The 13,656-nt window shown below is 36.5% G+C and carries 13 protein-coding genes; all 13 read left to right on the forward strand.

What is annotated here, in order from left to right; all coding sequences use genetic code 11:
* The 13 genes from NJD71_RS00330 (at position 1) to NJD71_RS00390 (ending at position 13,601) form a co-directional block, all read left to right on the forward strand.
* Positions 1-1,611 carry an aldolase catalytic domain-containing protein gene (locus tag NJD71_RS00330; protein ID WP_319049944.1) on the forward strand — a complete coding sequence of 537 codons (1,611 nt, stop codon included), beginning with the start codon at positions 1-3 and terminating at the stop codon, positions 1,609-1,611.
* Positions 1,608-2,300 (forward strand): acylneuraminate cytidylyltransferase family protein, encoded by a 693-nt coding sequence (locus NJD71_RS00335; RefSeq protein WP_319049945.1) that lies wholly within the window; start codon positions 1,608-1,610, stop codon positions 2,298-2,300. The genes NJD71_RS00330 and NJD71_RS00335 overlap by 4 nt, the downstream gene beginning before the upstream one ends.
* Positions 2,297-2,962, forward strand: coding sequence for an HAD family hydrolase (locus tag NJD71_RS00340; protein ID WP_319049946.1), 666 nt, complete (start codon positions 2,297-2,299; stop codon positions 2,960-2,962). The genes NJD71_RS00335 and NJD71_RS00340 overlap by 4 nt, the downstream gene beginning before the upstream one ends.
* A 175-nt stretch (positions 2,963-3,137) precedes the next feature.
* Positions 3,138-4,364, forward strand: coding sequence for a hypothetical protein (locus tag NJD71_RS00345; protein ID WP_319049947.1), 1,227 nt, complete (start codon positions 3,138-3,140; stop codon positions 4,362-4,364).
* A gap of 19 nt (positions 4,365-4,383) precedes the next feature.
* Complete coding sequence (gene pseB / locus NJD71_RS00350; RefSeq protein WP_319049948.1) at positions 4,384-5,382, forward strand: UDP-N-acetylglucosamine 4,6-dehydratase (inverting); 999 nt, start codon at positions 4,384-4,386, stop codon at positions 5,380-5,382.
* Positions 5,383-6,540 carry a UDP-4-amino-4,6-dideoxy-N-acetyl-beta-L-altrosamine transaminase gene (gene pseC / locus NJD71_RS00355; RefSeq protein ID WP_319049949.1) on the forward strand — a complete coding sequence of 386 codons (1,158 nt, stop codon included), beginning with the start codon at positions 5,383-5,385 and terminating at the stop codon, positions 6,538-6,540.
* A complete protein-coding gene (gene pseF, locus NJD71_RS00360; RefSeq protein ID WP_319049950.1) occupies positions 6,537-7,223 on the forward strand; it encodes a pseudaminic acid cytidylyltransferase in 687 nt (228 codons plus the stop codon). The genes pseC and pseF overlap by 4 nt, the downstream gene beginning before the upstream one ends.
* The gene (gene pseG / locus NJD71_RS00365) at positions 7,220-8,317 is read left to right on the forward strand and encodes a UDP-2,4-diacetamido-2,4,6-trideoxy-beta-L-altropyranose hydrolase (protein ID WP_319049951.1); all 1,098 of its coding nucleotides are present in this window, start codon (positions 7,220-7,222) and stop codon (positions 8,315-8,317) included. Before pseF ends, pseG begins: the two co-directional genes overlap by 4 nt.
* Positions 8,307-9,215, forward strand: coding sequence for a UDP-4-amino-4,6-dideoxy-N-acetyl-beta-L-altrosamine N-acetyltransferase (gene pseH / locus NJD71_RS00370; protein WP_319049952.1), 909 nt, complete (start codon positions 8,307-8,309; stop codon positions 9,213-9,215). The genes pseG and pseH overlap by 11 nt, the downstream gene beginning before the upstream one ends.
* Positions 9,216-10,253, forward strand: coding sequence for a pseudaminic acid synthase (gene pseI, locus NJD71_RS00375; protein ID WP_319049953.1), 1,038 nt, complete (start codon positions 9,216-9,218; stop codon positions 10,251-10,253). It begins immediately after the preceding gene.
* A 31-nt stretch (positions 10,254-10,284) separates the two neighbouring features.
* Positions 10,285-11,268 (forward strand): glycosyltransferase family 52, encoded by a 984-nt coding sequence (locus NJD71_RS00380; protein ID WP_319049954.1) that lies wholly within the window; start codon positions 10,285-10,287, stop codon positions 11,266-11,268.
* Complete coding sequence (locus NJD71_RS00385; RefSeq protein WP_319049955.1) at positions 11,255-12,376, forward strand: glycosyltransferase family 4 protein; 1,122 nt, start codon at positions 11,255-11,257, stop codon at positions 12,374-12,376. The genes NJD71_RS00380 and NJD71_RS00385 overlap by 14 nt, the downstream gene beginning before the upstream one ends.
* Before the next feature lie 133 nt (positions 12,377-12,509).
* Entirely contained in the window at positions 12,510-13,601 is a 1,092-nt protein-coding gene (locus tag NJD71_RS00390) for a glycosyltransferase (protein WP_319049956.1), read from the forward strand.
* Positions 13,602-13,656: the final 55 nt, after the last annotated feature.

Genomic DNA, 13,656 nt, shown 5'->3' on the forward strand with positions numbered 1-13,656 from the left:
ATGAATACTTTATTACTTGACTGTACACTACGTGATGGTGGTTATTACAATTCTTGGGACTTTTCACCTGAACTCATCAACGACTATCTGGTCGCTATGCAGGCAGCAGGTGTAAATATTATAGAGCTAGGTTTACGATCATTAAACAACAAGGGTTTTAAAGGGGCATGCGCTTTTACGACTGATGAGTTTTTGCGTGACTTGCCCTTGCCTGCTGATTTAATTATCGGGGTAATGGTTAATGGCAGTGAATTAGTGGGCGATATCCAGCAACATGTAGTACTGGAGCAATTGTTTCCAGTACCAGCTAAAGAGTCACCGGTAGATTTAGTACGTATCGCTTGCCATGTACATGAGTTTGAAAAAGCACTACCTGCAGTGACGTGGTTAAAAGCGCAAGGCTATAAAGTGGGTTTTAACTTAATGCAAGTAGCGGATTGTTCAGAGCAAGAAGTAAAAGCACTAGCACGTTCAGCCACTAACTACCCCATGGATGTTTTATACTTTGCTGATAGTATGGGCGGTATGAGCCCTGATCAAGCCGCACAAATAATTGGTTGGCTTCGTAGTGAGTGGACGGGTGCATTGGGTATCCATACTCATGACAATCAAGGTCTGGCGTTGTCGAATACTTTGAGAGCTATAAATGAAGGTGTTACTTGGGTAGATGCGACCGTAACTGGTATGGGACGTGGACCTGGAAATGCATTAACCGAACAAGTTGCTATAGAAGTAGCGGCTTATCGTAAACAACCGTTAAACCTAGTACCTTTAATGACACTAATACGTAAATATTTTGGACCGATGAAAGAAGAGTGCGGTTGGGGTAGTAACCCCTATTATTACCTTTCTGGTAAATATAATATTCATCCTAGTTATATTCAAGAGATGTTAAGCGACTCTCGCTACAACGAAGAAGACTTACTAGCAGTGATTGAGCATTTACGTGTTGAGGGCGGTAAGAAATTTAGCCTTAATACCTTAGATGCGGCTCGTCATTTCTATCATGGTAAGCCGCAAGGTGCATGGTCGCCAAGCAGTCTATTTTTCGGTCGAGATGTCTTGTTGCTAGGCACAGGTCCAGGTGTCGCTAAGCATCGTACTGCACTAGAGCGTTATATTCGCAAGGAAAAACCTTTAGTGCTAGCATTGAATACTCAGAGTGAGATCGATGCTGAGCTCATTGATTTGCGTGTCGCTTGTCATCCGGTACGTTTATTAGCAGACTGTGAAGCTCATACTAAATTACCTCAACCATTAATCACACCCTATTCGATGTTACCGGAAGATGTACAGCAAGCATTAGCAAATAAAGAGGTTCTAGACTTCGGTTTGAACGTGCAGGCTGATACTTTTGAGTTCAATGAAACTTACTGTATTACGCCTACATCCTTGGTAATGGCCTATGCCTTCGCAATAGCTACGAGTGGTAAAGCTAAGAGATTATTATTAGCTGGATTTGATGGCTATGAAGGTGAGGACCCACGTAATTTTGAAATGAATGAAGTCGTAAAGACATACTCCAATAACGGCGATACAATTCCACTGATTGCAGTCCTACCTTCTCGTTATGATGTGAGTATTCAGAGCGTTTATGGAGTAGTTAAATGACAGTAAAGATAACAGCTTTTCTACCGTGTAGAGCTGGCAGTGAGCGAGTACCACATAAAAACATTAAGCCCTTTTGTAACTACAATTTTGGTTTGATTGAAATCAAGTTAAAACAGCTTGATAAAGTAGAAGAAATTGATGAAATTGTACTCTCGACTAACGATTTTGATATTTTAGAGTATGCTAACACTCTTAAAATAGAGAAACTAAGAGTACATAAAAGAAACGAACAGTTATCATCGAGTCAAACCAGTACAGATCAGTTAGTGAAGCATGCGTTACATTTGATACCACAAGGTGATATTTTATGGACACATGTTACCTCTCCTTTTGTTACGAATAAGCACTATGATGAGATTATCAGCTGCTATAAGAATAAAAAAAGAGATGGTTATGATTCATTAATGACAGTGACTGAAATTTATAGTTTTTTATGGCAAGAGGGAACACCACTGAACTATGATAGAAGTTTAGAAAAATGGCCAAGAACTCAAACGATTAAACCCATCAATGAAGTAAATAGTGCTGTTTTCCTAGCGTCTAGTGAAGTATATAAAAAAAATAATGATCGAATTGGCAGTAATCCATATTTATACAAATTAAATAAAATTATTAGTCATGATATAGATTGGCCAGAAGACTTCGTTATTGCTGAATGTATGGTTGAAAAAGGGATAGTTAGCTTATGATAAAATACTCATTGAGTTATCAGACTTTTGTTTTCGACTGTGATGGAGTGATATTGAACTCTAATAAAATCAAAACGGAAGCTTTTTATCAATCAGCTTTAGCTTATGGTGAGCTAGCAGCGCAAGCACTGGTTGAATATCATGTGGCAAATGGTGGTGTATCACGCTATAAAAAGTTTGCATATTTGTTGGATGAAATAGTACCTGCTTTACCTGATGAAGTGTTTGGGCCAAGCTTAGAAGAATTATTAGAGAAATATGCCAAAATAGTATTAGATGGACTATTGTCCTGCGAAGTGACAGAAGGACTTGAAAAGTTACGTAGCAAAACATCTAACGCCAAATGGCTCATAGTTTCTGGTGGTGACCAAGCTGAACTGCGTCATGTTTTTAATGAGAGAGGGTTAGACAAGTATTTTGATGGAGGAATATTCGGCAGTCCTGATAATAAAAGTCAAATACTTGAGCGTGAAATAAATAATGGTAATATTCAGCAGTCGGCTTTATTTTTAGGCGATAGCAAATATGACTATCAGGCGGCAAATATTGCTGGACTTGACTTTATTTTCTTAAGCGACTGGACAGAAGTTAAAGATTATAGAGACTGGTGCAAGATTTTTGATATAACAAGTTTGGCAAGTCTTAATAAATTGAGTAGTTAGATATGTATTTTATATGGTGTATTAGATATCTAGTGACCCTTGGTTCTCAAGTCAAAGCTATCTAATAAATTAGTGCTGTGAGTGTTTTTTCGAGAATAAACTGATATCTAGAATTCCTAATACTTATGTATAAAATATGTGTTGCTGCTTATCATGACTTCTAGGATATAAATGTATGAAAAAGTACTTGGTTTTTATAGACAGTTCAGAAGGAGAGCTCGACTGGATTTCTCCTTTCGTCAAATATGAATCCAAAAAAGGGGCAGAATTTTATTTTTATTTAGACAGACTGGGTAGGGATTATGAAGAAAAATCTTCTATCTTAAAAAAATATGGTTTTGATAGTAGTAACCTTATTAATGGTGATGAAATTTTTGACCCATTCGATATTTTTATTTATAAAGTTGTAAATAAGCTTAGCTATATTTATTCTGGCAGAAGTAAGCTTAGCCGTATTTTTCCTACTGATAAAAAACGTAATGATTTTTTTCACTTTCTTTTAAGACCATACTTTTTTTTGAAGAAGCCTAACCAATCTAATGAAAAAGAAGTGTTTGATGGTATATTTAGAGATTACAACATGACATCTTCATTGGCGTTATCCTATTATCTAAATATTAATAAAAAAGCCAACGTTATTGTTTATCCTCATGCTGTAGGGATACAACCCAAAAATGAAAATAGAGTACCTCCTTTTAAAATTAAATGTGATCTTTGGTTGGAAAACACTAAACGCTCTCTTCATGCCAAAGAGGTGTATGAAAAAGAATTCTTTGTTTCAGGTCCTCCGGCGCTATCAAATGCAATAGACAACCCTTTGTTCGATAGTGAATCTAAAAATGTTCTTGTATTAACTAGGAACTGGATGGAGCAGTATGGATACAATTTCGAGGATGCTTTGGTATTGTTTGATAAGTTATTAGAAAACCTATCACATCTCGGGTTTAAAGCCATAATAAAACATCATCCAAGAGATGAGAGCTTAGAAAGATGGCGAGACATACAGAGTAAATATGATCATATAGAAGAGTTTAAGGGCAGTCTTTCGGATTTTGATATATCCTTGCGAGTTTGTCTAACGCTTTTTAGCACTGCAGGAATATATGTATTAGCGAAGGGTGTACCTGTAATAGACTTTTCTCCTTATAAGAAATTATCTGAATTTAATGTGACTTTGCCGTTTCACTTTGCGAGTAAAGACACGGAAGTTGTTACCCACGAACTGCCTTCTTTAGGTATTTATAAACAAGAACAAAACCTAGAAGAGATTGTTAATATTGTCTCTGATGGCTTGAAGCTAGCTCATATGTCCGCCTCCCAACAAAAAATATTATATAGTAACTTTCCTTCTCGTGCTAACCAGGTCATTAGTAGCAAGCTCAAAGAGATTCGCAATCGTTAATCTATAAGGTTTTGTAATTATGCTAGAAAATAAAACAATTCTCATCACAGGCGGTACAGGTTCTTTTGGGAACACTTTCGTTCCTATGGTGCTAAAAAAGTACAATCCAAAGAAAGTAATCATCTTTTCGCGTGATGAGATGAAACAGTGGGACATGGCAAAAAAATTCGTTGGTGATGACAGAGTTCGCTTTTTCATTGGTGATGTACGTGACAAAGAGCGACTGTACCGCGCTTTAGACGGTGTTGACTATGTTGTACATGCGGCTGCTACTAAAATTGTTCCTACAGCCGAATACAACCCATTCGAGTGTATCAAAACCAATATCAATGGTGCTATGAACTTGATAGACGCTTGTATTGATAAAGGCATTAAAGGTGTCGTTGCACTGTCTACAGATAAGGCCAGTAGCCCAATAAACCTTTATGGTGCAACTAAATTGGCTTCTGACAAGCTGTTTGTTGCGGCCAACTCATACTCTGGTGAGCATGGTACTAAGTTCTCAGTCGTTCGCTATGGTAATGTTATGGGTTCACGCGGTTCAGTCATTCCATTCTTTATGTCTATCAAGGATAAAGGTATTTTACCAATTACAGATGATCGTATGACCCGCTTTATGATTTCACTAGAAGATGGGGTTAAACTGGTTTGGCACGCATTCGAAGATATGGTAGGTGGCGAGATATATGTCAAAAAAATCCCGTCAATGAAAATGACTGATTTGGCTCGCGTTGTAGCACCAGAGGCAAAACAAGAAGTGATAGGTATTCGTCCAGGCGAAAAGCTACATGAGCAGATGATCAGCGTTGAAGATGCTTATTACACTTATGAATATCCAGAACATTTTAAGATACTACCGACTATTAATAAATGGGCAACTGATCCTGCACGAATCAAAGACGGCAAGCGTGTTCCTGAAGGGTTTGAATATGCGAGTAATAATAATTCTGAATGGATGAGCGATGCTGATCTGCAAGAATGGATTGATATCAACCGCGATAAAATTGGGAGTATTTAAATGATTCCTTATGGCCGTCAAGATATCAGTCAGCAAGATATCGAGGCAGTGATCAATGTCTTAAAGTCAGATTTCTTGACCCAAGGTCCACAAGTTCCAGCATTTGAGCATTCTGTCAAACAAGCTTGTGGTAGTGATTATGGTATAGCGGTCAATAGTGCAACATCTGCTCTACATATTGCTTGCTTGGCATTAGAGCTAGGAGAGGGTGATTTGCTTTGGACAACTCCCAATACTTTTGTGGCTTCAGCGAATTGTGGACTATATTGCGGTGCTGAAGTCGACTTCGTCGATATCGATTCTCAAACTTATAATATGTGTGCAAAAGAGCTTGAAGAAAAGCTAATACGCGCTGAACAGTCTGACAAGCTACCCAAAATAGTAGTCCCTGTACATTTTAGTGGTCAGCCTTGCGATATGGAAACGATCCATAATTTATCGAAAAAGTACGGCTTCAAAATTATCGAAGATGCCTCTCATGCTATCGGTGGTAAATACAAAGGCGAGCCTATTGGGAGTTGTCGCTATAGTGACATTACTATATTTAGCTTCCATCCGGTCAAGATAGTGACGACCGCTGAAGGCGGAATGGCAATGACCAATAGCTCGGAGCTAGCCACAAAGCTAGAGCTACTACGTAGTCATGGCATCACTCGTGACACTAGTTTGATGACTAAGACTGCTGATGGTCCTTGGTACTATGAACAGATTAACTTAGGTCTGAATTATAGAATGACGGATTTACAAGCAGCATTAGGCGTGTCTCAGATGCAGCGATTAGATAGCTTTGTTACCAAGCGTCATGAGTTAGCACGGCGCTATAATGAATTGCTAAGAGATTTGCCAATTACTTTACCTTGGCAGCATGATGATAGCTATTCAGGTCTACATTTATATGTGATTCGCTTGCAATTGGATAAGATCGATAAAACTCACCTTGAGGTTTTTGAAGGAATGCGCGCTGCAGGTATTTTGGTTAACTTGCACTATATTCCTGTCCATATGCAGCCTTATTATCAAGAATTAGGCTTTGAAGTCGGTCAGTTTCCTCAAGCAGAACAGTATTATAAAGAAGCCATTAGTATTCCGATGTTTCCGACAATGACTGATGAGCAGCAAAATGAGGTCGTTACTAAGTTAAAAGAGTTATTGATATGAAAATTGCTGTCATTCCAGCGCGTGGTGGTAGTAAGCGTATACCTCGCAAGAATATCAAAGAGTTTTGCGGTAAGCCGATGATTGCATATTCTATTGAGGCTGCGCTGCAGTCTGGTTGCTTTGATAAAGTCATCGTTTCGACAGATGATACAGAGATTGCTGAAGTGGCTAGACGCTATGGCGCAGAAGTGCCGTTCATCAGACCAGCTGAATTATCTGATGACTATACTGGTACGATTCCTGTCGTACGCCATGTAGTTGAATGGTGTATGCAGCAAGGTGTTGATCCACAGCTGGTATGCTGTTTATATGCTACTGCTCCTTTTGTGACGCCTAAATATCTACAACAAGGTCTTCATCAAATTATCGAACAAGATGCTGATTATGCTTTTACGGTCACTAGCTATGCTTTTCCTATTCAAAGAGCGATAAAAATTTCTCCGCAATTAGGAATTGAGATGTTTGATTTAAATAACTTTAATACTCGCTCACAAGATTTGGAAGAAGCTTGGCATGACGCAGGTCAGTTTTACTGGGGTAAAGCAGAGGCATGGTTATCTGAAAAAATAATCTTCGGCCCTGAGTCTACCCCAGTTATTTTGCCAAGACATCGAGTACAAGATATAGACACCTTTGAAGATTGGGATAGGGCTGAATGGTTATTTAAGGCTATGCAAGTATGAAAGCAGTCTTTCGCTGTGACGCGTCAATACAAATAGGTACTGGGCATGTCATGCGTTGTCTCACCTTAGCTGATGCCTTGAGATCAGAAGGTGTAGAGAGTCATTTTATCTGTAGTGAGCATGCAGGGCATTTGCTTGAGCTTATTGCGCAGCGGGGTTATCAGTCGTACAGATTACCTTATACAGACCAAGTACAAGAATCAGATGAGGATGTTCTGGAACATGCCAGTTGGTTAGGTGTGACGCAAAAAGAGGATGCTAAGAGCTGCGGCGAGATTCTGCAACTATTACAGCCTGATTGGTTAATCGTTGATCACTATGCGCTAGATATATTTTGGGAAAGCGCTATGCGCTCATACTGTCAGAAAATTATGGTGATTGATGACTTAGCAGATCGCTCTCATGATTGTGATATTTTACTTGATCAGAATTATCTGCCTAGCTATCAGACTAGATATGAAAAATTAATATCTGAAACGACAATTAAACTTTTAGGCCCTTCTTACGCTTTATTAAGAGATGAGTTTAAAGAACTTAGAAGATTGAAGCATAATATAAATGATAGAGCGCGACCACAAATTTTAATTAATTTTGGTGGTATAGGAAATTTTAAATTACTATCTAACGTAATAGAAGCAATCAATAATATAGATAGTTTTAATTATTACATAGTAACTGGAAAAATTAAGCCGGCAGAAATATGTGAACTAAGAAAATCGATATCTAACCCAAATATCACGATGATAGATTACACTTCTGAAATGCCTAAATTAATGACAGAGAGCAAATATGCTTTAGGAGCATCTGGTTCTACAGTTTGGGAAAGATTTTGTTTAGGATTAAACTCAGCTTTAGTAAAAATGGCTTCTAATCAATCACCATTATTAAATTATTTAAAGACGAATGACTTAGTAGATGATTTAGGTGATTATAAAAATTTAAGCATGGCTTCTCTTTCACTATTTTTTGCTAACTTAGATCTAGATAATGAAAAATACTTAAAGAGAAAAAAAGAAATAATGAAGTTGATTGATGGTAATGGAACAAATCGTGTAGCTAAAGTGATCATTGAAGGAATCAAAAGTGAAAGGTAATATAAGACCAATTCAACTAACAGATGCAGAGTTGATTTTAGAATGGCGAAATACTGATGCTGTTCGACTCAATATGTATAATCATGAAAAAATAAGTTTAGATTCACATATGACTTGGTTTAAATCTATGTTATCTAACGATAGTTGTAAATATTTTATTTATGAAAGAGATAATATTCCTTTAGGAGTTCTGTCTTTCTCCGATATTGATCCAAAAAATAGGAAAGCATTTTGGGCATTTTATTCAGGTGCTACAAACGTTAGAGGTATTGGTTCTGAAATGGAACAGTTAGCACTTGATTATGCTTTCAACATTTTAAATCTAAATAAATTGTGTTGTGAGGTTTTAGATTTTAATACTAGTGTAATAAACTTCCATCGAAAATTTGGTTTCAAGATTGAAGGTATAAAAAAACAAGACTACTTTAGAGATGAAAAGTTTTATGATATTTATCAGCTAGCAATATTCAAGACTGATTACATTAAAACCAAAAAAGATATTCTAGCGAAAGTTGAAAAAAGATTTAACTGGGAGTTTGTTCTATCAGAAGCTAAGGTTGATGCTTTTGCAGAAATTTCAGGCGACAAAAATTTAGTGCATCTTGATAGAAGTATAGCTGTTGAACAAGGTTTTGAAGATAGGATCGCACATGGAGCTTTGTTAGCAGCAGAGATCTCAAGAGTAGCTGCAATGGAGTATCCATCAAAAAAACCGATATATTTATCGCAAAATTTGCAATTTAAATCGCCTGTGTATCTTGATAAAGCACTGATGGGAAAAGCACAATTGAAGACGCAAATTGGTAGATTTACAATAATAGAATACAATATCTACCAAAACGAAATATTAGTTGCAAGTTGTGAATCGGCTTTTATATTGAATGATAAGGATAATTAGATGAAAGTTAATGGTAGAAAAATCGGCTTAGATTACCCTCCATATATCATTGCAGAGTTATCGGCAAATCATAATGGCTCTATGGAAACCGCATTAAAAATCATTGAGCAAGCTAAGCTTTGTGGGGCAGATGCGGTAAAGCTACAAACTTATAAAGCAGATACAATTACTTTAAACAGTCAGAATGAAGAGTTTATGATTCGTGGTGGTCTATGGGATGGACAGTCATTATACGAGCTATACGAAAAAGCGCATCTACCTTGGGACTGGCATAAACCTTTATTTGACTATGCGCGCGAATTAGATATTACTATCTTTAGCTCACCGTTTGATAATACAGCGGTGGATCTATTAGAGGACTTAAATGCTCCTGCCTATAAGATTGCTTCTTTTGAAGCGGTCGATTTGCCCTTGATCAAATATGTAGCAAGCACGGGCAAGCCTATGATCATATCTACTGGTATGGCTGACGCTGAAGAGATCCAAGAAGCTATCGATGCTGCTAGATCCGGTGGCTGTAAAGAATTGGCTATTCTGCATTGTGTCAGTGGCTATCCTGCGCCTAGCGAGGATTATAATCTACGTACGATTCCTAATATGATGGAGCGTTTTGGTTTAGTCACAGGCTTATCAGATCATACTTTGGATAACACGACCGCTATTGCCTCAGTAGTATTAGGTGCATCGATTATTGAAAAGCACTTTACGCTTGATCGCAATGCTGGTGGTCCTGATGATAGCTTTTCTTTAGAACCTGCAGACTTAACGGCGCTTTGCCGCGATAGTAAAACTGCTTGGGCAGCATTGGGTCAAGTAGATTACGGGCGCAAAGCTAGTGAGCAGGGTAATGTGAAGTTTCGTCGTTCGCTATATTTTGTAAAAGATTTGAAAGCTGGGGATGTTATCACTGAAGATGCTGTACGTAGTGTACGTCCTGGATTTGGATTGGCTCCTAAGTTTTTGGAAAATATTTTGGGGTCTAAAACAATCAAAGCGATAAAAGCCAATACAGCAGTGACGCTTGACTTAATAAAATAGTGCTTTCTAACTAATTAACGGTTGTATTTTTATGGATAGTGCTAAATTAAGTTCTAGAAGCTTGATCATGTGTGTTACCCCTTTACAGATGATAATAGCCGAAAAAATAATAGAACTAAATCCAGATGAAATTTTTGACGTTCTTGTTATAGCTTTAAATAATAATGATAAATATAAATACTATTTTGATAGGCTAAAAAAAACTTGTGTAGCTAGTCTTTATTACATTCCAGACAAGGGTGTAAAGGGTTTTTTTAGTTACACTAGAAAATTAGAAATATGTAAATTAAATGCTAAGTATCAAAATATTTATCTAGCCAGTATAGATTCTAGACATTTTCAATATATTATTTCCAAAAATAAAGCTGCGAATATATATACTTTTGATGATGGTACAGCAAATATAATACCATCTAGTTTGTACTATTCAAATAGTAAGCCTAAATTTTTCAAAAGGGCTATTTGGAGGATTTTAGGTGTAAAATACTATATGGAAGATTTAAAAAAAATCTCCTTATCGCATTATACTATTTACAAAGATATTCCCAATATTATTGAAAATAAAGTATTTTTATCACTTTTTCCTAGAAGTGATGTTAGCAATGACAAAGGTAAGCAAAAGCAAGTAATAAAATTTTATTTAGGACAACCGCTAACTGAGATTTCTGAGATTTTTGATATCTCATATGTAGAAAAAAATATCAATAAGCTAGGAATTGACTATTATTATCCTCATCCCAGAGAAAAGGTCTGCCCAAAAGGAGGATTTAAGTTAGTTGAGAGTCCTTTGATTTTTGAAGATTATATCGTCCAATTCTTGGTAGAAAACCCAGATGTTAATATAGAGGTTTTTAGCTTCATTAGTACAACTTTACTAAATATTATGAATTTAAATAATGTTTATGTTAGTTATATTCATGATACTCAGCTTTTCAACTTACATCAAGAATTTTATAATTTTGCTTATAATTCATTCGGTATAAATCATTTAGATCTAGATAATGAGTTTTTATAATACATGCTTGATACAAGTATACAAGGTTGCTGATTTGAAGATTTTAATATTAGGTGGTAATTTCAATAACACTGGTGGTACTGAGCGAGTAGGTTCTATGCTTGCTAATGGTCTATCTGAAGCAGACTATGAGATAGTATTAGCTAGTATCTCAGGTGGCAACAAACCTTTTTTTCCGTTAAACGAAGAGATTAAAGTTGTTTCATTATTTGATACGACAGGTCGTACTCTCTATCGTACCCATAGTATTATCAAGAGAATAAGAAAGTTACTCAAAGAAGAAGATATTGATACGTTAATAGTCGTAGAGACCATGTCCGTTTTATTCACTTTACCTGCAATTATAGGTTTATCAGTAAAGCATATTTGTTGGGAGCATTTTAATTTTAACAATGATTTAGGAAAGTCCGGTAGACGATTGGCACGGCAACTAGCAGCACGATATTGTGATTCTGTAGTTACTCTGACGGAAAGAGATAAAAGCTATTGGTTACAAGGCACTCACCACAAATCACAAATCACAGCTATAGCCAATCCTTGCCCGTTTCCCATTCAAAAATATACTAAAGAAGAGAATACAAAAATCGTTTTAGCAGTCGGTCGGCTAACATATCAAAAAGGCTTTGATATGTTGCTTGAAGCTTGGGCCAAGGTCAATCTATCTATGCCAGATTGGAAGTTGAAAATAGTTGGAGAAGGTGAAGATAAAGCCAAGTTAATAGATTTTATTGAAAAAAATAAATTAACTAACAGTATAGAGTTGGTTGGCAATACGAATGATGTTAGTCAGTATTACGGACAAGCTGAGATATTTTGCCTGAGTTCTCGCTTTGAAGGATTTGGTATGGTTCTAATTGAAGCTTTAGCTTTTGGCATCCCCATTGTGAGCTTCGATTGTGAAGTTGGCCCAGCAGAGATCTTAGAAGATACAGGATCTATCTTAGTACCGCAGAATGATATTAGCGAGTTTGCACTATCGTTAATCGATTTAATGCAAGATGATGAAAGACGAAAAATGATTAGTATAAAAAGTAAAGAAAAGGCTAAGATTTATCAGCCTGAAAATATAATAGATCAGTGGATTAGTCTGCTTAAGAGTCTGCCTTAATTTATGATTGTAGATATTAAGTAGTCTCTCAAAAGTCTACACGAACAAAGAAGCTTTAAGTAAATTAGGCCAATATTGACAATAATGCAAGTGAATGATCGTTGAATAAGTAGACTAAGGTTGGAAGTATTATATGAATATATTGCACATAATATCGTCTCCGGCATCTGGAGGTGCTGAAGTTTATGTTAAGGACTTAGCGAAATATCTAGCCAACCAAGGTCACAATGTGCATGTGGCTTTTTTAAGTTCAGCGACTGATACAGGGCGAGACATAAAGTATGAAACCAGTTTTTTGGAAGACTTAGAAACATCTGGTGTTCAAACCTATGTTATTGGCAATGAAACACGGAAAAAGCCTTGGCTTGGTGTGCTGAGAGTTAGAGCCTATATAAAGGAAAACAATATAGAGGTTTGTCACACTCATCTTGCCTATGGCATTGTGTTCTCAGCTTTATCGCCAGTTCCTGTTGTTTACACGCACCACAACATTACACAAAGATGGGGAAAAACTACCTATAAAATGTTTAACCTGATAGTAAGTGAGTATGTAGGCATATCTAATATATGTGCAATAGCTCTTAGTAAATATACAGGTAAGAATGTTAATACTATATTTAATGCTGTTTCATTAGATAAGTTTGAAGGATATTCTCGTACAAGAAAGTTAAGTGGTACTGATGTAATTAATATAGCAATGGTCGGGGCTCTACACCCTCAAAAAAACTATTTAAATATGTTTAAAGCTTTGTCTTTATTGAATAAAGAGACGAGAGATCAAATAGCAGTACTAATTGCGGGTGAGGGAGAAAAAAGGTATAAGCATGAGTTATTAAGTTATATTAAAAAATATAAATTACAAAATACTGTTCGTTTTATCGGTATAACTAACAATATTCCTCAGTTTTTGTACGATGCAGATTTGTTTGTAATGAGTTCAGATTGGGAGGGACTTCCTATCGCATTAACCGAAGCTGCGATATCTGGATTGCCCTGTATTGTGACAGATGTGGGAGGCTGCTCAGAAGTGATTGCTCGCAGTAGTAATGGAATTGTTGTAGAGCCTCATGATCCTCAAGCTATCGCTGACACAATTACCAAGGTTATAATAGATAGATCACTCATAGAAAAATTCTCTCGTAATGCTTTAGATAACGCTGAACAGTACTCAATTAAAAAGGCAGCGGACTTGCACATTAGCTTATATAGTTCTTTGATCACATGAAGGTAATTGAAACAAGTGAAAGACAAAAAACTATCAATTCGATATACAACTTGTA

The organism is Psychrobacter sp. PP-21 (assembly GCF_033790785.1).
Lineage (GTDB): Bacteria > Pseudomonadota > Gammaproteobacteria > Pseudomonadales > Moraxellaceae > Psychrobacter.